20 protein-coding genes and 1 pseudogene are annotated in these 26,269 nt (G+C 54.2%); 3 read left to right on the forward strand and 18 right to left on the reverse strand.

What is annotated here, in order from left to right:
* The 3 genes from TU92_RS00540 to TU92_RS00550 all read left to right on the forward strand — a co-directional run bounded on the left by TU92_RS00540 (nucleotide 1) and on the right by TU92_RS00550 (nucleotide 3,858).
* Entirely contained in the window at nucleotides 1-1,515 is a 1,515-nt protein-coding gene (locus TU92_RS00540; RefSeq protein WP_112164025.1) for an ABC transporter substrate-binding protein, read from the forward strand.
* A gap of 220 nt (nucleotides 1,516-1,735) precedes the next feature.
* Nucleotides 1,736-3,232, forward strand: a complete 1,497-nt coding sequence (locus tag TU92_RS00545; RefSeq protein ID WP_112164026.1) for an MFS transporter — start codon at nucleotides 1,736-1,738, stop codon at nucleotides 3,230-3,232.
* 47 nt (nucleotides 3,233-3,279) lie between these two features.
* On the forward strand, nucleotides 3,280-3,858 hold the full coding sequence (locus TU92_RS00550; protein WP_112164027.1) for a TetR/AcrR family transcriptional regulator: 579 nt from the start codon (nucleotides 3,280-3,282) through the stop codon (nucleotides 3,856-3,858).
* Nucleotides 3,859-3,891: 33 nt separating this feature from the next.
* Here the strand turns inward: TU92_RS00550 and TU92_RS00555 are convergent, their stop codons facing one another.
* The 18 genes and pseudogenes from TU92_RS00555 to TU92_RS00640 form a co-directional block, all read right to left on the reverse strand.
* The gene (locus tag TU92_RS00555) at nucleotides 3,892-4,056 is read right to left on the reverse strand and encodes a DUF2474 domain-containing protein (protein ID WP_208640489.1); all 165 of its coding nucleotides are present in this window, start codon (nucleotides 4,054-4,056) and stop codon (nucleotides 3,892-3,894) included.
* Nucleotides 4,057-4,067: 11 nt separating this feature from the next.
* The gene (cydB, locus tag TU92_RS00560; RefSeq protein ID WP_112164028.1) at nucleotides 4,068-5,075 is read right to left on the reverse strand and encodes a cytochrome d ubiquinol oxidase subunit II; all 1,008 of its coding nucleotides are present in this window, start codon (nucleotides 5,073-5,075) and stop codon (nucleotides 4,068-4,070) included.
* 2 nt (nucleotides 5,076-5,077) lie between these two features.
* Nucleotides 5,078-6,502: a cytochrome ubiquinol oxidase subunit I gene (locus TU92_RS00565; RefSeq protein ID WP_112164029.1), complete on the reverse strand. Its 1,425-nt coding sequence runs from the start codon at nucleotides 6,500-6,502 to the stop codon at nucleotides 5,078-5,080.
* Between the two features lie 563 nt (nucleotides 6,503-7,065).
* Nucleotides 7,066-8,433: a VasL domain-containing protein gene (locus TU92_RS00570; protein WP_112164030.1), complete on the reverse strand. Its 1,368-nt coding sequence runs from the start codon at nucleotides 8,431-8,433 to the stop codon at nucleotides 7,066-7,068.
* Nucleotides 8,434-8,459: 26 nt separating this feature from the next.
* A complete protein-coding gene (tssE, locus tag TU92_RS00575) occupies nucleotides 8,460-8,894 on the reverse strand; it encodes a type VI secretion system baseplate subunit TssE (protein ID WP_112164085.1) in 435 nt (144 codons plus the stop codon).
* The gene (tssJ, locus tag TU92_RS00580; protein ID WP_244207837.1) at nucleotides 8,894-9,433 is read right to left on the reverse strand and encodes a type VI secretion system lipoprotein TssJ; all 540 of its coding nucleotides are present in this window, start codon (nucleotides 9,431-9,433) and stop codon (nucleotides 8,894-8,896) included. Before tssJ ends, tssE begins: the two co-directional genes overlap by 1 nt.
* On the reverse strand, nucleotides 9,405-10,493 hold the full coding sequence (tssG, locus tag TU92_RS00585; RefSeq protein ID WP_112164032.1) for a type VI secretion system baseplate subunit TssG: 1,089 nt from the start codon (nucleotides 10,491-10,493) through the stop codon (nucleotides 9,405-9,407). Before tssG ends, tssJ begins: the two co-directional genes overlap by 29 nt.
* Entirely contained in the window at nucleotides 10,457-12,220 is a 1,764-nt protein-coding gene (tssF, locus tag TU92_RS00590) for a type VI secretion system baseplate subunit TssF (RefSeq protein ID WP_112164033.1), read from the reverse strand. The genes tssG and tssF overlap by 37 nt, the downstream gene beginning before the upstream one ends.
* 131 nt (nucleotides 12,221-12,351) lie before the next feature.
* Nucleotides 12,352-12,624: pseudogene (locus tag TU92_RS00595) on the reverse strand (PAAR domain-containing protein); the annotation flags it as partial.
* A gap of 13 nt (nucleotides 12,625-12,637) precedes the next feature.
* Entirely contained in the window at nucleotides 12,638-14,230 is a 1,593-nt protein-coding gene (gene tssA, locus TU92_RS00600; RefSeq protein WP_112164035.1) for a type VI secretion system protein TssA, read from the reverse strand.
* A 2-nt stretch (nucleotides 14,231-14,232) separates the two neighbouring features.
* Complete coding sequence (locus tag TU92_RS00605; RefSeq protein WP_112164036.1) at nucleotides 14,233-17,655, reverse strand: ImcF-related family protein; 3,423 nt, start codon at nucleotides 17,653-17,655, stop codon at nucleotides 14,233-14,235.
* Nucleotides 17,652-18,872, reverse strand: coding sequence for a hypothetical protein (locus tag TU92_RS00610; RefSeq protein WP_112164037.1), 1,221 nt, complete (start codon nucleotides 18,870-18,872; stop codon nucleotides 17,652-17,654). Before TU92_RS00610 ends, TU92_RS00605 begins: the two co-directional genes overlap by 4 nt.
* A 147-nt stretch (nucleotides 18,873-19,019) precedes the next feature.
* On the reverse strand, nucleotides 19,020-19,847 hold the full coding sequence (locus tag TU92_RS00615) for a hypothetical protein (RefSeq protein WP_112164038.1): 828 nt from the start codon (nucleotides 19,845-19,847) through the stop codon (nucleotides 19,020-19,022).
* Between the two features lie 122 nt (nucleotides 19,848-19,969).
* Nucleotides 19,970-20,740, reverse strand: coding sequence for a DUF6708 domain-containing protein (locus TU92_RS00620; RefSeq protein WP_112164039.1), 771 nt, complete (start codon nucleotides 20,738-20,740; stop codon nucleotides 19,970-19,972).
* Nucleotides 20,741-20,761: 21 nt separating this feature from the next.
* The gene (locus TU92_RS00625; protein ID WP_112164040.1) at nucleotides 20,762-21,553 is read right to left on the reverse strand and encodes a DUF6708 domain-containing protein; all 792 of its coding nucleotides are present in this window, start codon (nucleotides 21,551-21,553) and stop codon (nucleotides 20,762-20,764) included.
* Nucleotides 21,554-21,574: 21 nt separating this feature from the next.
* Complete coding sequence (locus TU92_RS00630; protein ID WP_112164041.1) at nucleotides 21,575-22,357, reverse strand: DUF6708 domain-containing protein; 783 nt, start codon at nucleotides 22,355-22,357, stop codon at nucleotides 21,575-21,577.
* A gap of 21 nt (nucleotides 22,358-22,378) precedes the next feature.
* The gene (locus tag TU92_RS00635) at nucleotides 22,379-23,161 is read right to left on the reverse strand and encodes a DUF6708 domain-containing protein (RefSeq protein WP_112164042.1); all 783 of its coding nucleotides are present in this window, start codon (nucleotides 23,159-23,161) and stop codon (nucleotides 22,379-22,381) included.
* 23 nt (nucleotides 23,162-23,184) lie between these two features.
* Nucleotides 23,185-26,247 (reverse strand): T6SS effector BTH_I2691 family protein, encoded by a 3,063-nt coding sequence (locus TU92_RS00640; RefSeq protein ID WP_112164043.1) that lies wholly within the window; start codon nucleotides 26,245-26,247, stop codon nucleotides 23,185-23,187.
* Nucleotides 26,248-26,269: the final 22 nt, after the last annotated feature.

A 26,269-nucleotide genomic window follows, 5' to 3' on the forward strand; every position in this document is an offset into this window, starting at 1 on the left:
ATGAAGCAAAAGCATTTTAACGTTGTGGCCGCCGGGGTGTTGCTGGCGTTGAGCCTGGTCAGCGAAATGGCGCAGGCTGCCGGCGTATTAACCATTGGCCGTCGCGAGGACAGCACCACGTTTGACCCGATTAAATCCGCACAAAACGCTGATAACTGGGTGTTCTCTAACGTTTTCGATCCGCTGGTGCGGGTCGATAACACCGGCACCAAATTGCTGCCGGGACTGGCGGAAAGCTGGACGATTTCACCGGACGGCAAAACTTATACGCTGAAAATGCGCGAAGCCAAATTCTCCGACGGCACGCCGGTGACAGCTTCAGATGCCGTGTTCAGCCTGACGCGCATTCGTGACGATGCGGGCTCACTGTGGAAAGATTCGTACAGCATTATTGATACGCTGAAAGCGGTCGATCCGCACACACTGGTGATCACCCTGAAAACCCCGTCGGCGGCATTTTTATCCCAGCTGGCGCTGCCGAACGCCTCGGTAATTTCACAACAGGCGCTGACCAAACAGGGCGCGGACGATTTCGCCGAGCATCCGGTCGGCTCCGGTGCATTCAGCGTGAAGGAATGGACGCGTGGTGAGAAAGTCGAACTGGTGAAAAACCCGTATTACTGGGATGCGGCGAAAGTGAAACTGGACGGCGTCGAATGGCTGACGCTGCCGGATGACAACACCCGCATGCTGAAGGTACAGGCCGGTGAAATTGATGCGGCGCTGTCGATTCCGTTCTCGCGCATTTCATCCTTGCAAAAAGACCCGAAACTGGATGTCGAGCTGGACACCTCCACCCGTGAAGATCACTTGCTGATTAATCATGCCCACGGTGATCTCGCCAAAGTGGAAGTGCGTCAGGCGCTGGATTTCGCCATTGATAAAAAATCAATCATCGATACTGTGACCTTTGGCTACGGCAAAGTCGCTAACTCTTATATCCCTGACGGTGCGCTGTATCACTACGCCGCTAACCTGCAGCGTCCTTATGACCCGGAAAAAGCCAAAGCACTGCTGGCTGCGGCGGGCGTAAAAAACCTGACGCTGAAATATCTGGTGAATGCCGGGGATGAAGTGGATGAGCAGATTGCCGTACTTTTACAGCAACAACTGGCAAAAGCAGGGATCACCGCCAATCTGCAAAAAGTGGATCCGAGTCAGAGCTGGGACATGCTGGTAGCGGGGGATTACGACATTTCGGTGATGTACTGGACCAACGACATTCTCGATCCGGATCAGAAAACCACGTTCACGCTGGGCCACGATTCCAACAACAATTATATGACTCACTACCATAACGAAAAAGTGAAAGCGCTGGTCGCCGCCGCCCGTATCGAAATGGATCCGGTTAAACGCGAACAGATGTACATCGATTTGCAGAAAATAGCCAAAGCCGACGTGAACTGGATCGATTTGTATTACAGCCCTTACCGCAACGTGACCCGCAAAAATATCAAACAATTCCATCAGAACCCGTTAGGCCGTTTCACGTTAGAGGAAACGGTGAAAGAGTAGTTTTTGCCACACCAGGGAAAAATAAGACGTAGCTTAAAATCAGATCGTACTATGCTTTTGCCCGCTTTCGAGCGGGCTTTTTCATGTCCGTAAAACGCATCCGTTCCCGCCTCGCGGGTTAAATCATTGCTCAACCAACGGGCAGACTCACCTTGCTTTTGAGCGCCCGCTCAAGTACCTTTCGCGCTTGAGCAAGTGCTCAAAAACTTCTGAGGCTTTTATGTTTTTCAATAACCGCTGGCTGACACTGGCTGTCGTCACCAGTACGCTTTTCCTGATCGTCGTCGATATGACGGTGTTATACACCGCATTGCCGCGCCTCACGCTGGCGTTGGGCGCATCGTCTTCGGAAAAATTATGGATAGTGAATGCCTATCCGCTGGTCGTCGCGGGCTTGCTGCCCGGCGCGGGCATGCTGAGCGACCGGCTCGGCCACAAAAAACTGTTTATGTGCGGGCTGCCGGTGTTTGCGCTGGCCTCCCTGTGCGCGGCGTTCTCACCTTCCGCCGATATGCTAATCGCTTCACGCGTATTCCTTGCGGTCGGTGCAGCGATGATGATGCCCGCGACGCTGGCGATTGTGCGTCAGGTGTTTTCCAATGAACGCGAAAGGGCGCTGGCCATCGGCATCTGGGCAGCCGTCGCCTCAGGTGCCGCGGCGCTCGGGCCGGTAGTCGGCGGTGTTCTGCTGGAATATTTCTGGTGGGGATCGGTGTTCCTGATTAACGTGCCGGTGGTGCTGGCCGTCTTCCCGCTGGCGCTGCTGCTGATCCCTCGCGGCGAGGGTAACAAACAGCGTCCGTGTGATTTCGTCGGATCGGCGATGGTCATGGCCGGACTGGTCGGCGTGATTTATGCGCTGAAAGAGCTGAGCCAGATTAACTCGTCATGGACAGTTATCTTCAGCGCTGCCGCTGCGGGCGTATTCTTCCTTTGGTTGTTCGCCCGCCGCCAGGCGCATTCAGCGCAGCCGATGATCGATTTCTCACTGTTCCGTAATCGCGCGTTTGCCTGCGGCGTCGGCGTGGCAATCACCTCGATGATCGCGATGGTCGGTATCGAACTGGTGCTGACGCAGCGCTTGCAACTGGTGCTCGGGTTACAGCCGATCATGGCGGCGATGTTTATTCTGCCGATCCCGGTAGCCTCCGCGCTGGCCTCGCCGCTGGCCGGTATGTTGCTGCCGCGCTACGGTGCCCGCGCGATGATGGTGGGAGGATTTGCTCTCGCGGCGCTGGGGATCGTGAGTTATGCGCTGTGGCACCAGACCGGCACGGCGATGCAACTTATTAGCCTCGCGGTGTTAGGTTTCGGCCTCGGCGGGGCGATCACGGCGGCCTCGACGTCAATTATGCTTAACGCACCGGAAGAAAAAGCGGGCATGGTCGCGGCAATCGAAGACGTTTCGTGGGAGATGGGCGGGGTATTAGGTGTAACCTTACTGGGTGGCCTGATGACGGCAGTCTACAGCCGCAGCCTGTCGCTGCCAGCGGAATTAGTCACCGGAGACGGCGCATATGACAGTCTCGACGAAGCGCTGCGCATCGCGGCCAGTCTCAGCCCGGAACACGCGTCGCTCATTACCGATCTGGCGCGAACGGCGTTTGACCAGGCCTTTATGGCGGTGCTGATTTGCGCGGCGGTGCTGGTTGTCGCAAGCGTAGTGGTGCTGAAAATGGTATTGCGTAAGTCATTGGGCGCGCGCCAACCTTCCTGATAAAATGCTGGCCAGAGCGGTTGCTCAAGGCCAGCACAGGAAAGATGATGAAAGAAAACCCGGACTCGCTGAGAACCAAAATTCTCGACGGCGCGATCAGCCTCTTTATCGAAAAGGGGATTGAGAAAGTCACCACGCGGGAACTGACCGAGCACGTCGGTATTTCCCGCAGCCATATTTATCACTATTTCCGCGACTGGCAGACTTTATGCATTGAGGCGTTATCCGTGGTGATGCTGGCGGAACTAAAAGAGTTCACCGAAGAGATCGCCCTGCTGCATCCTCAGGAAAAACTCCACACGCTGGTGCGCAATTATTTGCCGGACACGCAGGGTGACATCTGGCAACTCTACGGTTCGTTATGGCAGCTTGCCGCGCACAATGAGGCTTATGCTGAGCTGGCGCGACTGATGGTGCAGAAGTGGCTGGAGCTGCTGGCCGAAATCATCAGCGCGGGCATTCACACCGGCGTTTTCCGCTCCACCAACGCCGGACGCGTTACCCGCCAACTCTCCGCCATCATGAATGGCTACTCCGATCAGCTGATCGTCATGCCCTCCGCCGAAGCCCGTCAGGAAGCCATGGACGATATTCTGGATTTTGTGGGACTGGTGCTGGAGAAGTAAAAAAGGCCGCTATTGCAGCGGCCTTTTTGTAATTTAATGCTCCCGCATTCCCGCCATATACATCAGCACATGGAATACCGTCGCGACGACAAACAACCCCAGAACGCTGCCGCCCCAGATGATCGCCATCCAGCCGACGCGTTTCCAGAAAGGCGCTTTGGTGATGACCTTGTCATCCATTTTCTGAATCAGATTCATAATGCGTGCCCTCAGTGATAACCCTGATCCGGCGTGACTTTTCCGCGGAATACGTAGTAGCTCCAGAAGGTGTACACCAAAATGATCGGGATGATAAACAGCGCGCCGACCAGAATGAAGCCCTGACTTTGCGGCGGTGACGCGGCTTCCCAGATGGAGATGGACGGCGGAATGATGTTCGGCCAGATGCTGATCCCAAGGCCGGTATAGCCCAGGAACACCAGCGCCAGCGTCAGCAGGAACGGCGCGTGATGCGCTTTTTTGCTGATGGCGCGATACATCCATGTAGAGACCAGTACCACCAGCACAGGCACCGGCAGGAACCAGTACAGGTTAGGGCGCGTGAACCAGCGGGTTGCGATATCGCTGTGCGAAATCGGTGTCCACAGGCTGACGGCCGCCGTCACCAGCAGAAACAGTACCAGCAGCGGTTTGGCGATTTTATGCATCGCGTCTTGCAGCTCGCCTTCGGTTTTCATGATAAGCCAGGTGCAGCCGAGCAGGGCGTAAGCCACCACCAGCGCAACGCCGCAGAACAGCGTAAACGGCGTCAGCCAGTCCAGCGCACCACCGGCATAGGTGCGGTTAACCACCGGAATGCCGTTGATGACCGCGCCGAGCACCACGCCCTGACAGAACGTCGCCAGCACTGAACCGCCGATGAAGGATTTATCCCACACATGGCGTTTCGCCGGGCTGGCTTTGAAACGAAACTCAAATGCCACGCCACGAAATATCAGCCCGAACAGCATCAGCGTCAGCGGAATAGTCAGTGCATCCAGAATAACCGAGTAGGCCAGCGGAAAAGCGCCGTACAGCGCCGCGCCGCCGAGCACCAGCCAGGTTTCATTGCCGTCCCAGACCGGTGCGACGGTGTTCATCATGACGTCACGGTCGTGCTCTTTTTTTACCAGCGGAAAAAGCAGCCCGATACCCAGATCGAAGCCGTCCATCACCACGTACATCATCACCCCGAAGATGATGATCAAAAACCAGATCAGCGGTAAATCGATACCCATTATCAAACTCCCTTAGCGTCGTCGGACAGTGATTCTTTGATGGCTGACAGCGGACGCGCAGGCGTTCGGTGCTGGCCGGGACCGCCGTGATCGACGCTTTCACCTTCATGCGCCTGCGGACCCTTGCGGATCAGACGCATCATGTAGCCGTAGCCGACGCCGAATACCGAGCAGTAGATTACGATGAACAGGATCAGGCTGACGCTCATCTGCAACACGTTATGGTTCGAGACCGCGTCTTTGGTGCGCAGCAGGCCGTAAACGACCCAGGGCTGACGCCCCATTTCTGTGGTTATCCATCCCGCCAGCAACGCCAGCAGACCTGACGGCCCCATCAGGAAAGCAAAGCGCAGGAACGCTTTTGATGTGTACATTTTGCCGCCGCGACGCAGGATCAGGCTCAGCACGCCAAGCAAAATCATCAACATACCCAGACCGGCCATGATGCGGAAGGTGTAGAAAATCACCGAGGAGTTCGGACGGTCTTCTTTAGGGAAGGATTTCAGCGCCGGGATCTGATGTGTCAGGCTGTGCGTCAGGATCAGGCTGCCAAGATAGGGGATTTCCACTGCGTAACGCGTTTCTTCGCGGTTCATGTCCGGGTAACCGATCAGCACCAGCGGCGTCGGTTTATCGTCTTTATTCTCCCAGTGGCCTTCAATTGCCGCGATTTTCGCGGGCTGATATTTCAGGGTGTTCAGACCGTGGGCGTCGCCCAAAAAGGCCTGGATCGGAGAGACAATCAGCGCCATCCACATCGCCATCGACAACATGGTGCGAATTGCAGGGGTATCACGGCCACGCAGTAAATGCCATGCCGCCGCCGATCCGACGAAAAACGCGGAGGCGAGGAACGCCGCCGTGGTCATATGCATCAGGCGGAACGGGAATGACGGGTTGAAGATAATCTTCATCCAGCTGACCGGCACGACCAGATTGTTCACAATCTCGTAGCCCTGCGGTGTTTGCATCCAGCTGTTGGAAGCGAGGATCCAGAACGTCGACATTAGTGTGCCGAGCGCCACCATGCAGGTGGAGAAAAAGTGCAGACCGGGGCCGACACGGTTCCAGCCGAACAGCATCACGCCGAGGAAGCCGGCTTCGAGGAAGAACGCCGTAAGCACTTCGTACGTCAGCAGCGGGCCGGTAATACTCCCGGCGAACGATGAGAACATGCTCCAGTTGGTGCCGAACTGGTACGCCATCACCAGACCGGAGACTACGCCCATACCGAAGTTAACGGCAAAAATTTTCGACCAGAAATGGTACAGGTCGCGGTAAGCCTCTTTCTTGGTTTTCAGCCACATCCCTTCGAGCACCGCCAGAAAACTGGCCAGCCCGATGGTGATGGCGGGAAAAATGATGTGGAAAGAGACAGTGAACGCAAACTGGATACGGGCCAGTTCAAGCGCATCAAGACCAAACATAACAACCTCTTTTTGTGCGTCAGGTAATCCTTTCAAACACAGGCACCGGCACGGGAACCGGCGATGTCTGACATTCGCAGGTGAAGTCTTGAATGAAAGGAAGGTATAACGGGGTTTTGCGAGAGGGCGATTAAACCACAGCGGGCAAAGGCATTAACAGGGACGGTTTCGCAGGGAAATCAGTCCCTGAAACACTTTCGAATCAGAGGGGAAGAAAGGCGGCAAAAACTAAATGGGGCAGGCGTTGAAGAAAGCGCGAGTAACCTTAAAAACAGCGTGGAAATAATGTTGCGTTGATCTGGATCAAACAGTTTGGATGTTTTAGGGATGTAATTACCCTGCGTACAGTAGTGACTTTTTGTGTACCAAAGCCGTTACCAAATGGTTAAAAATCCAATGCCCTTTTCGCTTTATGATCCTAATGCAATGTAAATTTATGTCATCGATTTTGATAATAATGCGGTGCGAAGGGGTAACGGTTGTAGCAAATTTTTACATTTTGAGTAAAAGAACAGAGGGGGAACCGCCAGCAGAAAGTCGCAGCTGGCGGGAGTATGGCGGGTTTACTGGGGCGGTGAAAACGGGGGCGCCGGATCCAGCATCGCGTAGCGATTTATTAACTGTGCAAACTGAACGTCGAGTTGCATCAGCAGTTGCGGTGAGACGGTAGTGTTCTGGCGTTTTGCTTCGGCGAGTTTTCGCAGTGATTCTTCGACAGGCGTGGCGCTGTTGAGTGCCTGCTGAATGGCAAAAACGGAGGATTTCAGCTGTGAGACAGTCATATATTTGCCGCGCTGCTCGTCCAGTCCGTTGAGCTTATCTGCCAGCTGTTGTAACTGCGTGCCTGCCGAGTACCAGCCGTCGAGTTTTTCCAGAGGGAGGGCGTTGGCGGAGAGTTGCTGCGTCCATTCCTGCGTCAGCTTTTGGGTTGCCGGGTTATCCGGCCACAGAGCCTGAGTCTGATACACCAGCTGCGTGCCGGTATCCTGCGCCCAGCGCGGCGAGAGTTTTGCCAGACGAAGGGTTTGCTGCCGCGTTGCTGCAATAAGCTGCTGAGCTTCACGGTTAAGCATTTCAGTTTGGCGTTTTTTTAACGTTTCTATCGCCGTTGGGGTCAGCGGTTGCGGTATTCCCTGAAGCGTCGCCATCAGCTGTTCACCGGGCGGTTGACGATAAAAGGTCTTGATACCCGCCATCACGCTGCTGCCCGCCAATATCGTCACCACCACACCCGCGATAAATCCTTTCCATTGTGGCAGGCGTCTGGACGCTGCGGGCGGGGAAGTTACCACCAGTGGCTCAACGGTTTCGGCTTGTGCAACGTATACCCAGCGCTCGCCTGTGCTGTCTGAGGATTCCTTTTCCGCCTGCATTGCCGCGGCGGGCAGCACGACTCCCACATCTGTGGTGGCGTGCATATTTTCGAGTCGAACCGCTGCGCCGTGCATAGAGGTGCTCAGTGTCGCCAGTTGACTGACATGTTTCAGCTCCAGACGCTGGAGTACGTCACACAGCGCATTGATCAGCTTTTCTGCCTGATAAATCTGCGGAAGGTCACGGTATTCCAGCGTCATTCCCCGCAGGGATTGCTGGAGCCGCTGGCTCAATCCGGTGAGGATCTCCATCCGCGCATGCACCGGTTGCGGCCACAACTCCGGCCACTGACGGGAGATCAGCGCTTCAAGGATGGCTAATCCTTCATTCAGCCCGTTCAGCCCGACGAGTTGCGCCCGCGCCTGGGTGTACCACGATGCGGTTTGCAGTTCGATACCGTTTTGCTGGAACAGGCTCAGGCAAAGCTGCTCGACCTTTTTCCAGTTCACATCCGGGCGCGCCGGATGTGTGAGTTTGCTCAGCTCTTCGCGTAAAACGGCGTACTCAGCCAGCGCACGCGGGTCACCCCCGGTGCGCAGCTGGCGTTCAATAGACATAATCGATTCCTTTCACAGGCGTCTGTTCAGATGAAGTGCTGTTGTTTCAGATGGCGGATCAATACACGCCCTTCAGGCATAAACGCGGTGCCAAAGCGCACCAGTCCCACCTCTTTCAGTTCGGCGTCGATGCCGTATTCCAGATGACCGGGCGTGGATTGAGGCAACAGCACCACGTTCAGACTTTTCAGGCGCGGTTCGTATTTCAGCAACGTGGCGGAGAGGGTGGTTAACAGGGAATGCGCCGTGCCCGGCATTCCCTGCAAAATTTTGCTCATGTCCGGCAGGCCATAATCCGGCAAATGGCTGAGCGTTCCGGCGCGACAGTTGAGAATACGCTGCATGTTGTCCAGCACCGAAAGCACCACCTGATTCTCTTCACTGACCTGATGAAGCTCAAGGCCGCCCGCAAAGTTGCCGAGCAGCATTTCGTAGAGTGAGGGAGAGTGGGAGCCTGGCATCATTTTTTCTCCGCAAGCAGGGTCAGCGCGTTATTACCCAGTTCGATAGTGCGCGGTTTATCCGGATCCAAATCTTCACGGGTTAACACCAGACGCCACTGATCTTTGGCCATATCCGGATTACGGAACAGACCCACGACCGCCACAAATTTGGCATCCTTTTCCATCGGCATATCAAGTGATGCCGCAGTGCCCGGCTTCACGACCACGTTGCGACTGGCGAGAAGATCGTCTTTCAGGGCATCATCGCCGTCGCCTGCCAGTTGCTGATATACCGTTTTCTGGAAATTTTTATCATCGCGCAGCTGATAAACGCGAACCATCACTGGCTGCGAGGACGAGTTTGTCTCGGTGGCATCGGTATTCAGGGCTTCACGGGCGGTGAAATCCAGATGCAACACTTTTATCTGTTTATAAAATAGAGCTTTTGTGGCTGAGACGGTGCCGTCTGTCACCGTTTGGGTCAGCCCGCAGCCACTCAGTAGTAAAGCCAGCGCAGGCAACCAGAGTTTACTTTTCAAAGAGGTATGTAATAACACGACTATTTCCTTCCTGATGCATATCACGAGCCATTCCGCTGTAGCGGCCCAGCTCCACGGTAAAGTATTCGGGGATATCCTCTGACGGTGCGTCATTGTCCAGCCCCAGCACGCCGGTCAGCCCCAGCCGTATCGGTGTATCCCCCAGCACGGGGGCGGGTAGCAGGTGCGTTGGCACCGTCAGCTGAATACAGGCCTTATAGCGCCACCCCAGATACACTCGCAACAGCACCTGAAAATCCGCATAAATCTGACCGTCCGGCAGCCATTCACTGGCCTCGTCAGGGTCTGAGGTGTGCAGGGAAATCAGCAACTGGCTGTTGGCATCGGTCGCCTCATCTCCCATCACGGTGTAGCCGTCCAGCCAGTTAGCCCCTTCTTCAGCAAACGCCATCGGCGCGGTGATGCGCACAGATCGAAGGCAATGCGGCGTAATATCCGCTTGGGTGAAGGGCGCTAACAGCCGCACCAGCGCCTGCACGCCTTCCGCCGTTCTTCCCGGCTGGCGCATAACTCCGAGCAATGCCAGAAAGCGTGAGGAAGGTGTCGCAAAATGTTGTTGCGAACCGGGGATCCCCATACCAATCAGCCCCAGCAGGCTTTGCGATGTGTTGTCTTTGCCGCCTGCTTCGAAGGTGGCCGGATACGAGTATTTCCGCCAGATGCGGTAGAACTGCGTCATGATGCGGTGGTTGAAAATATCGAGAAAACCTTCGAGCGCCTCATGTCCTTCGCGCCGCTGGGTGATGTCGTCGATATACGATGTCGGCAGCGGCGAATCCACCCCGTACAGCCCCATAAACGTGGTGCGCACCGTCGGCGGCGCATCGGGATGTTCTTCATCCGTTTCGAAGGCCTTCAGTTCACTGACCGGGAACCCCATGCCCGGATGCGGGCGAAAACGCACCGGATCGTCGGCAGGATTGGCAGTGCTCCCCAGCGGCTGGCTACCCGGTTGTTGTTCCAGTAACTGACAGAAACGGAAAAAGTTGATCTTGCCGATGTCGCGCTCAAGCCTGGCGTTTAGCCGGGAATGCGCGGCTTGTGATTCTCTTCCCATTCCAGACGTTCTCCTGTCGGTTGCAGTATCAGGGTCAGGCGGTTAAACAGGTGTATATCGGTGTACAGTGCGAAGAAGCGGCTGAGCATTTCCCCGAACAGGCAGATATCGCCGGTACCGGCAAAGCCGTTGCTGTCGAGCGTGATTTCGATATGCACGCCGCGCAGCAGATAACCGCGTTCAAAGCGTTCGATCTCGCTGTGCTTCACTTCGGCGATTGCATCCAGACGGCGGCGGTTCATCTCATTTCCCGTCCAGTCATACAGCGCCAGCGTGCCGCGCAGGACTTCGGCGTTATCCATCATCCACAGGAAGCTGCTGCCCAGATGGCTCAGCACCCGCCAGTGAAAACGGTCGCGGTTCGGCGGATAACACGGCATCGACGGCACGGACAGATTGCGCACCCGCACATTGGCCCCGGTGGATTTCACCGCGGTATCCAGCACCGTGCTTTGCAGTGATTTTCGCGGCAGCTGGCCGTTGGTTCCGGTCAGGCTAAGGGACAGGTTTTCGTTCTCCGGCACGGTGTGGTTATCAAACGCCTCACCACCCAGCACCAGCCACGTATCGTGCAGGCCGGAAGGACCACGTTTGACGCGCGTGTGGTAGTAATACTCCGGTGCGTCGTGGCGCAGCATCCCGCCTTTGTGGCGGAAGCTGGTGAAAGGTACATACACCTGATGTCCCGAATGTTTGGAAGAGATAACCGAGTCCACCGAGTAGATCTCAGTGTAGCCATCCTGCACGCGCATCGGGCGCAACAGATATTCCGTCTGCAAGGAGGAGAGCGAGAGCGGATCAGATTCCAGCGGGAACAGATTTATGACCGGCACGCAATGCAACCGCAGATGTTTTTCCGAGAACGAGAAATCATGTTCCCAGCGCTTTTCCAGCACGACATCGATTTCAAACCACGCCAGTTCTGCTGGTAAAACCACGGTTTCGAGCCCTTTCAGCGCGGCGAACATAAATTTTTCGCGGAAAGTGAAGTATTCCAGCAGCAACTGATAACCGCTGAACGCGCTGTCGCCTTTTGGCCACAGCTGGTCTTGCTCGCTAAAGCCCTGCTGCGCGAAGAATGCGTCCAGCGGCTGACGGTCGTATTGTCCCGGCAGACGGATCCACAGTTTGGCGGTATTGAGCGTTAAAGCTTCATGCAGGGCGCAGGCAAGAGGCGCATCGGCATCAAAATAGATCGGCAGATGGCTCAGGGTCATCTTGCTCCAGTCGGCCAGTTCGCCGCAGTGAAAACGCAGACGGATCACCGAGCGGCCGTCGGGTTCGGTATCCAGCACCGCGCGACTGAGCGAAAGTGGCAGCAGTTCAATATCCTGCGTGGTGGTGTAGCGACAGCGCGTGCGACGTTCTCCTATCGGGCGGGAAAGCACTTCAAAGCCTTTGCTCACCGCCATGCGCTCTTTCATTCCCTGCCATTCGGGGGTGAATTCCACAATGGAAAGGGAAGGGATGGTGCGCAGATAGTGAGGCCACAGCAGGCTGACCAGTCCTTCGGTCAGCTCAGGCAGATCGTCGTCGAGTTTTTCCCGCAGTCGTCCCATCAAAAAGGCAAAGCCCTCAAACAGGCGTTCCACATACGGGTCGCGGGCACCGGCTTTATCCAGATTCAATCCGGCAGCGCGGTCAGGGTGCGCACGGGCAAATTCTTCGCCCGCCTCGCGCAGATAACGCATTTCAGCGTCGAAGTATCGGAGGGTTAAGTCGTCCATGTTTGTCTTATCAGGTTTGGTGAGCAAAAGGAGAGCCCGGAAAGCGGGATGCATGACACTGCATAAGAAGAGGATGTGACATCGTTAATACGGGGCGGAAATTTTTTTAGCCCTAAGATGATTGCCTATCTCTCATACGTTTTCGTTGTTATCGAAGGAATGAAGCGCGCCTGACAAGGGCAACTGCTTTGGCTGTGTAAGGTGCCTGCGAACTTTCGTCCATGAATCGAATTAGCCGGTATTGGGCCGACGATAACGAAAATTCCCGGAACTTTACCGCAGGTAACCTGTTCTTGTTCACGGACAATTGCCTTCCCCATGAGGGTGTGAGAAGGGTCACCCCCGATGATTTTTCCTCCACACGTCGTTTTATCGCCGATGACGAGGTAATAACCTTTTGCCATGATGTTCTCCTTTTTAACCGCACAACACCGCTGCACGTGCGGGATCCAGCGCTATCAGCCCGCTGAGCAGGTTGTCCATTTCGGTCAGTAAGCGGTTCTTATTACCGTCGCCGCGCTGATTTTTCATGCGCAATAATTTCAGGCGGCGGGCTTTGACTTCAAAAATTAATTCTGGCTCCCACTGCTGCAAAGTGAGCGCTGCACCCCCGTTATCGAGTTCGCCTAATAAATGCAAAGCCATATCATTCTTACCGTATTGTTCCGCAACGCGGGCCATCACCAGACGTATCAGCCACTGGTGTCGCGGTGTACTGATGCCGGGACGTGACTGCAACCAGCGCAGGGCCGTTTCGACGCCGTCGCTGTCGGCCTGTGTCAGTGCTTCGGATTCGAGTTGAAGGATGTCGTCTTCGCCGGAAGTGACCGCAGCGGCGGTTTCGTTATCCCATCCACTGGCAGATTCCAGTACGTGCTGATTAATCCAGCTTTGCGTCACTTCATCGGCGAACGGTGTGCCGTCGCTCCAGGATAAAGTTTCCAGCCCCGGCAGACGGGTCAGCAGCAGGTTGAGATCCTGCGTGATGCATGTGGCCCAGCCTTCATAAGGTGTGCCAGATTTCGTGAGTGCCTGATGCAAATACCACTGCACATCCAGCCAGAAGTGGTTTACCCCTTCACCAAACATGGATTCCGCCTGCTCCAGCAATTCCAACCAGCTTTGTTGAAGGTAAAGACGTTTCAGCTGGGCGCGATATTCAGGGCGCGGCGGCATCAAACGGGTGCGGCCACTGGCATCCAGCGGTGGCAATTCGTGCACGGTGTCCCAGCGCACGCTTTTGATTAGATGATGGCCGGAGAGCCAACCCTGCGGCTGATCGCGAAGGTATTTCGCCAGCGTTTTGGCCTGTTCCATCAGATCGCGTCCGGACTGAACCGCGCGTAAGGAAGGAGCACTGTTGCTTTCTGGCGTGGAAAAAGACGAACTGCTGTTTTGCGGGACGACGGCGTTCATCCCGCCGGACTGTACCAGCCTGTTTTCCAGCGTGGCAAACAATGCGCCCAGCTGTGGAGGGGAGGCTTCGTCCCATTTGTTCAGTGCGTGGTCGATGACCGTCAGCGCGCCGACGATGCGGGTAAAATCAGTTTTTTCCACTTCCGGATACAACGACAGGCTGTCCAGTACGCGGGACCCGGAGATCCATTCCAGCGCCGTTTTACGACTGGCGGCACGCAGGGGATGCAAGCTTTCGCCAAAACGGGTGATTAACCCGGCCAGCAGGGAAAGGCCGTCGGCCAGACCGGCCTCACCGTCACGATGCAGACGCGCCCAGATGTAATAGGTGGCGACGCGCACGTCCTTGCACTGACTGGTCAACAGTTTTTCTGCCAGCTCGCAGGTGAGGGTGGTATCTGCGCCAGAGAGTTTGTTGACCTCTTCGCGCATCTGCTGAAAATCATCGTCATAGCCGGGATCGGTTCCGGTGGGATTATCTGCCGAGACCGGTTGTAGCCAGTTATCCCAGAGTTCAGCCTGTAGAAGCGCCTGCGTTAAAAGCGCTTCACGTTCTACGCCACAGGCGGTTTGGAGTGTGATTAATGTGGCCATTACTATTCCTCAGCGATCGCATCAGGATCAAAAGGTCGTTCGGTCTGCGTCGATGCTGCTTGTACCAGAAAAATCTTTGTCGGCAGCGTGAAGTTACGTAACTGCAACAGACCGAGCGGGCCTTTACCCAGCTCGGTGCGCAATATCCATTGAAGCGGCTGTTTGTCCGGCGTGATGAAGGTCAGCTGATAGCGACCTTCGTCCAGCTTTTGCTGTTTAGCCTGCTCGAGCCAGCGGATAAGCCCCCAGGTTCCCTGATAATCACCGTACAAACGCGCACCGGCAGAGGTCGAGGTCCACGTCAGCATGGTGCCCGGTTTATAGGTATCACCCGGCCAGCGGAAGCTCTGCCAGCTTTCCATCTGGTTGAAGTAATGCAGTTTTTGTCCATCGATAGACAGACTGGTTTCCACAACGTTCGGCGCCGGGCGCGCCAGCAAATCAAAGCGCATACCCTGACTGCCGTCGGTGAACAAAATGTCAGAGATCTGGCTCAGCTGATTAATCGCCGTCAGGAACTCCGGGTTAAACGTGAGCCCCTGACTGTTCACTTTGTCCGGCACCCAGCGCGTGCCTTCTTTGTGCAGAACGCCGCTCAGCTGACGGGTCAGGAAGCTGTCGATTCGGCCACTGTCTTTGCGGATAAACTCTGCCAGCATCGGCAGCGACGCATCACTTTTACTGACCGCAAACGGATAACGCCCGTCAAAGGCTGATTTCCAGTTCGCCACGATGGCGTTTTTCCACTGGTCATTCAGGCTGGCGGAGGAGGGCTGTAATACGGTCTCCCACGCCTGTGTCAGCGGCTGGACAAACATGGTCTGACCAAACCCGCTCCACTCCTCACCTAGACTGGCGGCAATCAGGCTGCCGTATTCCTGCGTATCGGTCAGATCGACGCTTTTCCCCTGAAAGACGGTTTGCGCCAGTATTTGCGTCATTTCCTGCGGGTCTGAGGAGTTCGCGACCTGCTGGAGTTTCAGACGCACGCGTGTAATCCGGGTCAGCAACGTTTGCAGACTGAGGGAGGTGTCAGAGGACATCATATTCTGCGCGCTGCCTTTGCCCATCAGGGCCAGCAGCGGCCCAAAGGTCTCATCGAGCGGGCCGACTGGGCCGCTGGCGTGCTGATCGATAGCCGGTTGCGCGTCGCTGTTGATCAACGCTTTGGCGGATTTCACCAGAGAGTCGGTCAGCGCCTGATCTTTCTGGCCGGTCTGCCCCTGCCACGCCAGCATATTCATCAGGGCGATGAGCGGTGACTGGCGGACGTCGCTCATCAGCGTCAGCTGGTCGATAACGTCAGAGAGGTTTTTTGCTTCATTCCAGCGCAGGCTGTTGAGGAAGTTCAGCCAGCTGCCGGCAAAATCGGTGAAGTAGCGTTCAGTCAGACGTTTTTTCAGCGCCTCGGGGGAGATGTTATCGGCGACCGAGTAGCGGTTATCACTCAACACCCAGTCAATTTCTTCGCGGCGGGATTCCACCGCTTTGTCGATCGCCTGCTGGATCTGTTCATCCCATGCCTTGCGGGTAAACATGCCCGGCACCACTTCTTCGCTGGTAAACAGCCGCTGCGCATCGGTTCCGCCAGTCATGTCGACGAGCGTCATGTCTGCGTAATTGCGGCGCACCGAGAGCAGCATGTTTTCATACAGCGTACTTTCGGCGTTGCGCTGGCCGATTTCTCCCAGAAGCACCTGACGCGCCTGTGATACCAGGGATTTATCGGCAGTGATTTTCCATGATGGCTGGGCAGGTAAATTTACCGCATAAAACTGCCATAAATCCGGTGCCAGACTTTGCCACAGGCCGGGAGAGACGCCGGGACGAACCGGTTCTGTGGTCTTCATCACCTGCGCGTAAAATGCGCCCTCGGCTTTATCAGGGCGCGCCATCATCAGATAGGCTTTCAGCTGGTCATAACCTGATTTTGCCAGCGCCGCACGTTTCGGGCTATTGGCGGGCAGGTTGGCGAGTTCGTTAAGTTTTTGCTGCAAACTTGCCGCGGCTGCATCACGGATCAGACGGTTGCTGGCGTTGCCATACCAGGGCATCAGGGTAGTGAGCAGTTGGGCATTGTGATCCAGACCAAAACGCTGATACCACGGCGCTCCCCTTGCCACGTGGGCCTGCATCCGGCCAATGTCATTGCGCAACGTTTGTAAGGCGAGCAGTTGTTCGTCCGATACCGGCTGGAGTTTCGCCAGAGCCTTAGCCTGATCGGCGGCAGACACCATCTGATGACGGTTCACCGCAAAAGACATTACGCAGCCCGCGCCCCACAGAACAATCAGCGCCAGTACACCGTAGCAGAGTGTTTGCTCCCACGGCAGACCGACGCGGCGACCTTGCGCAGACCGACAGTCCTCCAGCACACCCTGCCAGCTGGCTGGCACCGCCCAGGTTTTTTCATGCACGTCCGTCGCCGGTGTTGAGCTATCCGGCAGGCTGAACATCAGCCCGCGCAGGGGAATGCGCTGAGCGTATTCACTAAACCACGGCGTCAGGATCCTTCGCCAGCGCAATGCAGCGGATTCTTGCAGCGTGTTTGCCAGACGCAGAAGGAAATCATGCTGACGGTTGAGAAAGACCTGCTGTAGCCCCTGTTCGCGAAGCTGAGGCAACAGCGATTTCAGCTGCGATTCTACCGATTCCGGGGAACCATTCGCGGCAAAAACCGCGCCTACCGGCTGTTCAGCGCGCTCAGCCTGCGGCCACGCACTGTCGCAGACCTGCCACAGATACACCGAAGGTTGATAACGCAGCGCTTCACCGGTTTTTTCCAGCGTCCGCAGGCCGTCATCCAGCCACTGCGCGCTCTTACTTTGTGATTCTGTCATCGCCCAGACAATGCCATCGAGCGGGCGGCTGCGGCGGAGTTTTCGCCATTCGGCCAGACGGGTTTCGTCAACCTCCCGGTGCAGACTGCCTGCGTGAATCAACACGGTGCGCTGGCCTTCCAGCCAGCATTGTGTCGCCAGCTTAGGGGCCAGGGCGGTGATTTGTTCCGGTTCACCTGCCACCATCAGCAGACGAACTTTATACCACCAGAAAAAGCCGTAGCGGCGGCGCAGGCGGGTTTTCAGCTGGGCAACTTCGCTCAGTGTTATGTCTTCTGCCTTCTCCACTTTTTCCGGGGCAGGGGCGTCGTCGCCCTGAGCTTGCTGACGGTCAATTTTGAAGCTCCTTCGCGCCTCAAAACGGGTTCCCCAGAACAAGAAAAAGGCCAGCAGGAAAAAGGCGATACACACTGCAGCAGAACCACTCAGCCACGCATACCAGGCAGGCGTCTGTGGAACTAACTTCAAGTTATATGGTTGAAAGCACACTATCCATAAAACAACCGCTCCAGCCAGTGAGGCCATTAGTATCAGACACCAAAATATCAGTTCCGGTTTTTTCAATAGCAAAAGGATCCGCCTCATAGTCCGCTCTCCTTAACTGAAGCTACCGGGGATACCACCATGTTCCATACCTTTCCATTTTGTTGTTCGTGGCATATCAGCAGGTGATGTGCCGGATGTTGTTGTATTGCCTGAGCTGCAGCGGCAACAGCAATCCAGACCGCCCCTTTACCGGGGTAGCCCATGAAATCATGCAAGTTGTGAGTTGTTTGTGGTTCAATACGGCTTAACGATGAAGAACTGATGGCCTTCATCACTGCAAGGTACTCATCACTATCTGCCGCCATCCCGCTAAGCCAAAGATGCTCTGGTGTTTCAGGTGCGACAGGTACCCAATCGAGTGCCTGCACGATCGCATATTCAAATGCATTGGATGTTTCCCCTACCAGTTCTGGTCTGTGGAGCAAAGCTATCGGTGGGAGCACGTGCTGAGTCAGACGGTTACCCATCAACACCCCAGTCACGGCCTCTGCCGACAGATGTGTGTCCGCAGCGGCATACTGGCATGACACGATAAGCAAAAGAGCCTCGCTTTGGATGTTATAATCTAACCAATGATCAATAGGTTGCATGCCGGAAACAGATATAAGGGAACAGGGCTGGGTGATCCCTCGGCTCTTCCAGGCGCGCGACCAAATTGCCTCTGTTTGCTCTTCTGCCAAAGAGGACGAGCACTCGAAGATCAGCCTGACAGGTTTGTTCTCAGGCAGCAGCGCAAGGCGCAGCGCTAGTTGTTTTGCCAATGCGGAAAATAACAACTCAAGATGACTTTCCTCAGACATGCCTGCGGTTCTGGCTAGCTGGCTCAGGCGAATATTTTCTTCACCCCGCCAGGATCGCTGGGGGAAGAGCACATTTTCGTTGCGCAGGAGGTTGCTGGCTACTGAAGCAAAGGGTGCGTCTGCTGAAGAATGTGCGGTGCAACACTCTGCTGCCAGTATTTGCAACACTCTGCGTCCCCGCCGGGTTTCCTGAATAACAGTTTTTTCTCTTTGTCTGTCCCAGGCGTTGGCAAAAATCTGTCTCTGCAGGTAAATCAAAAAAAGAATAAGCAGCAAGGCTCCCATAAACAGTCCGGGGATACCGACAGACAGCCACATATTATTTTTTCCCGTCAATAGACGAGACAGTAAAATGCTTAAACCGACGAGAATAACAAGCACTACCATCCAGCGTGACAGTCGTGGTGGGGTGGATCTGATGCAGGTTTTAGGAATATTTTTTAAATCTACGGCCATATCTTTTTTCTTGTATGAGAAAACTATGGGGAGTTAAATGGCAGAGGCAGGTAATGATTTATAGGTAACAGTATTTCCCTATGCCTTACATTTATTTCGCCCCTGAGTTTATTCAAAAGTAATGTAGAAGTTATCGTGATTTATTATTTACGCGGCATTGTCTTCAGTCAGTTTAGATAAAATATTTTTCATGGCTGTCGAAACATAGTCGCGCTCTCCCTCAAGCCAAGCCTTACGCAGTGTACAGGTCTTATCCACATCAGGTGTTTGTATGTGTAACTTAAAGAGGCGGTTATCCATATGCGTGACTTTGACATTATTATACGGGACGCGGTAGGTTTCGGAATATAGACCAGGGGTAATGATTAACTCTTTTTTTGACAAACCGATGACAATCCGGTTTTTAAGGCGGAAACCATTAACCAGAGCCAGCACGCCAGCCCCTACCAAAATTCCACCGGTTCCGAGACCCATGGCCATTATCGCCCCTCCGAGCACAATAAACACTACGCCATTAATAAAGAACGGGGTTGTTTTGAAGTATAGTTTCAAGCTTTCATTCGTCTCTACGTTTTCATCCCCATTTCCTTCTGTAGGTGTATTTGAACTTGGCTTTTTCTCAGTATTTATATTTTCCTCTTCTTCTGATGAGGGAAATATAGCCATACCCTGATTAGATTTTTTTTCATAACTAGACATGTAACCCATGAAAAATACCAAACCAATAGGCATCATGAAGAATGCGCCAATGCCTGCGATAATTCGCCCTGCTTTAGGCGCTCTAAATAATAACCCAATGCTTGCAATTTGCATAATCAACGCAACAATGAATAACGGGAGTATAATAGACCATAACCGGTTTGAACTGTCATAATCGTAGTCGCCCGGCGCCACAGATAAATTAAGCCAAGCAATGCATGTAATGAATATATTAACAAACAGACCGATCCAAAGTATTAAGCTTATTTTTTTCATGTAAAATTCCTTTTTAGATAAATAAAAAATTGTTTATTTATAATGACGCGGCACAGTTTTACGTGTCGGTTTGAGCAGAATAATTGTAAGAGAAGCAATTCCAGCTGCCGATGGAAACCGGTTTAAGGCGCAGTGGTTGATTCCAGTTCCATCTCCGCAGGCCACTGGTCAGCTTTGCGCGGTCGCCAGTCGTCCGGGCGGCCAGGGCTGTCAGGCTCTGCAACGACCTGGTCGTGCTGCATATACACACAGAGATAACTCCAGATCTGGCACAACTGTTCCCTTGAGCTGCGCTCCCTGGAATCCTTAGCGATAATAAAGCGGGCAATAACGTTGTTTGTTCCCGGCTCGCAGACGGAACCAAAAAGCTGGTAACCCGAGTCATAACGGGCGCTGGAATAGCGAATTTCTCCATGCACGTCGGCCCAGTTGTAGGAGCGGATGGTGACCGGCCATTTGATCCACGGGAAGAACCTACGTTTATACTCGTAGATATAGATTTTTTGTCGTTTCCGGTTCAGGCGGAGAGGTTGATCGCGGGGCTGGACAAAATACATTTTCATTCCAGAAAGCGCCATGGCAAAGAATATAAATGCCCCGCCGAATCCCATAGCAACCATCCCATAACCATCGATTACTTCCTGCATGACGAAACCAAATAAAAACCAACTAATACCGAGAGTGAACACTAAAATCGCCCACGCCAGAACCCCACCCCAGGAAACTTGCGTGCTGTAACGGGGTATTTCCAGAAAGGTATCGTTGAGTGTAGTGAGCCAGCGCAGTTGTGGTGGCACCAGCTGTGGCTCATGGTTCTCCGGCATATCTTCCCGCCAGCAGGAGATTGGAGGGTTGAGCTTTGGCTCGGGTTCTTCAAATGAAAATAGTGGCATGCATACTTCCTTGTCAGAGGCTTACTTTTGAGTGACGGCGTGTTCAGGCGCAGTGGTTGATTCCAGTTCCATCTCCGCAGGCCACTGGTCAGCTTTGCGCGGTCGCCAGTCGTCCGGGCGACCAGGGCTGTCGGGATCTGCAACAACCTGGTCGTGCTGCATATACACACAGAGATAACTCCAGATCTGGCACAACTGTTCCCGCGAGCTGCGCTCCCTGGAATCCTTAGCGATAATAAAGCGGGCAATAACGTTGTTTGTTCCCGGTTCACAGACTGAGCCAAATAGCTGATACCCCATATCTAACCGCGCGCCGGGGTAGCAAATTTCACCATGCACATCCGCCCAGTTGTAAGATCGGATGGTGACCGGCCATTTGAGCCACGGGAAGAATGTATGTTTGTATTCGTAGATATAGATTTTTTGTCTTTTGCGATTCAATCGGAGGGGCTGGTCGCGGGGCTGGACAAAATACATTTTTAGGCAAAAAAGTGCTAATCCAGAAAAAACCATCAAACCCATCAAACCCATTGCAATCATCCAATAACCATCAAGTCCATCTTGCATTACAAAACCAAACCATCCCCAACCTATAGCAAAAATTGAAATGAAAACTCCACATACAAACATTCCCCCCCAAGCAACTTCAGTACTGTAACGTGGTATCTCCAGAAAGGTGTCGTTGAGTGTAGTGAGCCAGTGCAGTTGTGGTGGCACCAACTGTGGCTCATGGTTCTCCGGCATATCTTCCCGCCAGCAGGAGATTGGAGGGTTGAGCTTTGGCTCGGGTTCTTCAAATGAAAATAGTGGCATGCATACTTCCTTGTCAGAGGCTTACTTTTGAGTGACGGCGTGTTCAGGCGCAGTGGTCGATTCCCGTTCCATCTCCGCAGGCCACTGGTCCGCTTTACGCGGTCGCCAGTCGTCCGGGCGGCCAGGGTTTGCAGGCTCCGCGGTGACCTTATCGTGTTGCATATATACGCAGAGGTAACTCCAGATCTGGCACAACTGTTCCCGCGAGCTTCGCTCTTTGGCGATAAGAAAGCGGGTGACAACTTTATTAGTGCCGGGCTCGCAGACGGAACCAAAAAGCTGGTAACCCGAGTCATAACGGGCGCTGGAATAGCGAATTTCCCCATGCACGTCGGCCCAGTTGTAGGAGCGGATGGTGACCGGCCATTTCAGCCAGGGGAAGAATGTATGTTTGTATTCGTAGATATAGATTTTTTGTCTTTTGCGATTCAAACGGAAGGGCTGGTCGCGGGGCTGGACAAAATACATTTTTAGGCAAAAAAGAGTCAGGCAAAAGAAAATAAATGCCCCCCCTAATCCTATAACAGTCATCACATAATCATCGTACCCTCCTTGTATGACAAAACCAAAAGCCCCCACGCCAATACCAAGAGTGAACATTAAAATTGCACTCGCAAGCATTCCCCCCCAGGAAACCTCCGTGCTATACCGAGGTATTTCCAGAAAGGTGTCGTTGAGTGTAGTGAGCCAGTGCAGTTGTGGTGGCACCAACTGTGGCTCATGGTTCTCCGGCATATCTTCCCGCCAGCAGGAAATTGGAGGGTTGAGCTTTGGCTCGGGTTCTTCAAATGAAAATAGTGGCATGCATACTTCCTTGTCAGAGGCTTACTTTTGAGTGACGGCGTGTTCAGGCGCAGTGGTTGATTCCAGTTCCATCTCCGCAGGCCACTGGTCAGCTTTGCGCGGTCGCCAGTCGTCCGGGCGGCCAGGGCTGTCAGGTTCTGCAACGACCTTATCGTGTTGCATATATACGCAGAGGTAACTCCAGATCTGGCACAACTGTTCCCGCGAGCTTCGCTCTTTGGCGATAAGAAAGCGGGTGACAACTTTATTAGTGCCGGGCTCGCAGACGGAACCAAAAAGCTGGTAACCCGAGTCATAACGGGCGCTGGAATAGCGAATTTCCCCATGCACGTCGGCCCAGTTGTAGGAGCGGATGGTGACCGGCCATTTCAGCCAGGGGAAGAAGGTACGTTTGAATTCATAAATATAGATTTTTTGTCGTTTCCGGTTCAGGCGGAGGGGCTGATCGCGGGGCTGGACAAAATACATTTTTAGGCCAGAAGACATCATGGCAAAAAAAATAAATGCTCCGAATAATCCTATAACTATCATCCCGTAACCATCGTGCCCCGCTTGTATGACAAAACCAGAAATCCCAATACCTATACCGAGAATGAACACTAAAATCGCCCACGCAAGAACTCCTCCCCAGGCAACTTCTGTACTGTAACGGGGTATTTCCAGAAAGGTATCGTTGAGTGTAGTGAGCCAGTGCAGTTGTGGTGGCACCAGCTGTGGCTCGTGGCTCTCCGGCATATCTTCCCGCCAGTTTTTAATAGGCGGGTTGAGCTTCGGTTTGGGTTCTTCAAATGAAAACAGAGGCATGGTTGTGCAATCCTTTTTTTGGTTTAGCTGTCCAGTTGGGTGGTCAATTGCAGGCTATCATCCTGCTGGTTTTTGTCCGGCCAGTAGGTGACCGTCAGTTCAGCACCGGTATAGGAAGTATTCAGCGGAAACTCGCCGTCAAGCTGCAGCCCGTGCGGAGTGTTACCTGATATCACGCCCCAGGTTGCAGCCAGAGAACTGGCCGCCTTTACGTCGGTAATTGAGGGTAATGCCCCCATTGTCTTAATCGCAGAACCAAACGTGATCGGCATTGTTTGGTATGTCTGCGGTGCCGGTGGCGCGAGCCCGGCCAGTTTCGCAGGGGAGGCACTGCGAGCCAGCAACAAGCGACTGCCGCCGCCGGTGGCGGTCAGTTCAACCAGCCAGTCAGAGCCCGCCGGGTTGCAATCCGCCAGCGTCACCCGTGCCGCCAGCATCCGGTTACCCAGCAGACGGGTGTTGCTCATCAATTCGGTGGTCCAATCACCATTCAATTGTGCCGACATACCGCTGGTGATGATATGCAACTGCATCATCGCCTCCTGCATATCGGCAAGACTGTTCTTGTGCCACATAGGTTTTTTATTGTCCGATTTATGATCGTCACCAAAACAGGTTTGCGATAGCCAATGTTCCAGCGGAGAACGGACAAAAACACTACCGACTGCGACCAACGTGACGGCCAGAATACCCAGGGCAATACACCAGCCAACCGGGCCAAACAAGGCAAAATTACCGGCGGCACCAAACCAAATCCCCACAACTCCAGAAGCCAGTGTTGCGACAGCTGCCCCACCGTAGATCATGGCCGCTGTGGTGTCTTTGACTTGCATTAAATCATAAGCCTTCATCCCCAGTGCAATACCGTCAACAATGGCTGCAATGCCGCCAATCACGCCAGCGCCTCGTATCAGCAAATCGCCATTCTTAAACAACCCGGCGACAGCCGCGCTTTGCCCGACAATTTCAACTGCGGAAGCCAGGATAATTAATGACTTCGATGCCAGTGACATTTCATTTTGCGTATCACCGGGCATGGCGGTTTTCAGGCCATCAAGGGTTTCGTAGGTGGTATAGAGCATAAACCCGGCCAGTATCACCCCGAGAGCGCCACTTTGCAGTTTCTCCGATATTGCTACATCGGAGTGGGCGGCGTGTCGCATATCCCCTTCACTCATCGGAATTTCACCGGTTTTCAGTGAGCGGTCAATGGTGGTTGGTGTCAGGCCCGATATACCGGTCAGAGAACCTGAGTTATTCAACGGTGCCGTTAATCTGACCGAAATTTTACGCTTAAGGATGGCCGGATCGGTAATTTCTGACCAATGGCCGATACGGGAAGAGCGGATAACCCGCCCGTTCTCTTCGGCTGCAACATTCCATGCCGGTTTCCCGTGGGCGTCGAGCTGCCTGCGCAGTACATCCTGATATTCCCGTACAGTGAGCACGCCGGAAAAGACGGTAGTCACCGGCCCGCCATTTGATACGAAAGCCACGGCCTCAAGCACGCGCACCATTCCACTTTTCGCCTGCGCAGAAAGAACATTATTCAGTTTGCTAAATGCCCCGTTAATGGAGGTAATCAGGCTGGCGATCATTTGCTGATAGGCTTTACTGTTAATAAAGTCACTTATTTCATCACTGTTGAGTACAGCCTTCAGGTTGGCGTAGGTCAGGCTGCCACCGAAGACTTGCGATGGCAAATCGGACACTCCGGGGTTGCTGCGCAACAGCGCTAAATAGGGTGGGCTTTTGGCATCTTCCAGCCATTCTGCCCACACGGGTTTATTGCTGTCCTTGCCGGTGTTTGCCATATCAAACCCTGCAAGACTGCCCTGCAGACAGCGGGTGATGGTTCTCAGCTGTGCCACCCAACTGACGGCGCTGGTCTGGGGAGCGTAATCGTTTTTGAGCAAAGCCAGCCAGAGGGAGGCGCGATAAGCGGCATTCAGGTCTTGCCAGATAGCGACAATTTTGCGGTTGTAGCCGTCAATGGTTGATTGATAAGTACGCGCAAACTCTGCCCGCTGAGTTTCACTGTAATAGTCTTCCATGCGGCTCAGGGCTTTACGGACCTCGTTAGCAACCTGGGTTTCGCGGGTGGCGGTATACGAATTACCATAGCCTGTGTAAATAGTGCGTTCTTTTATGGCTGGGTCATTTGCAATCTGTTCAGCCGTTGATTTCTTAATCTGCAGGATGGCATCAGAAATCATCTTCTGGTGAATGTTCTCGGTTTTTGCTGTAAATAAGGCCAGCGCCTGCACGCAATCCATCCGCGCACCGTTGAGTTCCTGAACGACGCCCACCTGATCATCAAGTACCACTGCGGTAACTGGGGCGTTGTACTTTTGCGTAAGCTGAGCAATGCGGTTTCCCAATGCCGTTTGCTTTTCGGGGGCCATGCATGGAGAGAAGCCGTGTGCCCCATTCGGTGAGCCTTCTTTACCTGTGATACTCGGGAATGACTCGGTGGCAAATTCCAGCACATGACTTTTCAAGGCAGACAGCGAGGGATCCAGTGTCAGGCTGCGGTTTGCGCCCTGAGCGGTGACCACTCCACCGGCCAAGGTCAGCTGCGTAAAACGGCTAACGGGGCGCTTTCCGTTCTGGTATTCCTTCAGCACGGTTTTGCTCCACGGATCACTGCTGAATGCCACGGCCGCTTTTTTGTATTTCGGGTCGATATTGATGAAACTTGCCATGATCTCGTGGTTTTGCGTCAGGCACGCAGGACTAAGCGACTCGATTTTCTCCGCTTCCGGCATTTCATCGGCATTGAACTGACGCAGGGCACCTTCCGCCGTCACCTGATAACCCTGCCATACGGTGTTATCCAGCAGAACATAGACGTAGCCTTCCCGAAGCGTGCGCAGCGCGTATTTAAACTCGCCGCCGGTTAACGCGGTTTCCTGGGCGGGCACTGCAGGGTGCCAGCCGGTACTGACCAATGATTTAGGCACTGCAGCCACACGAAGCGGGTAAATCGCCACCCCCTTTCGCTGGCAGGCCTTACAGCCTGAAGGCGTGCTTGCTGCCTGTTCGCTCGCCGCGGCGTTCTGAGAGGCTTTTGTTTGTGAACCCATGATCAAAATTCCTTTTCTTTTG

The organism is Rahnella inusitata, from assembly GCF_003263515.1.
Lineage (GTDB): Bacteria > Pseudomonadota > Gammaproteobacteria > Enterobacterales > Enterobacteriaceae > Rahnella > Rahnella inusitata.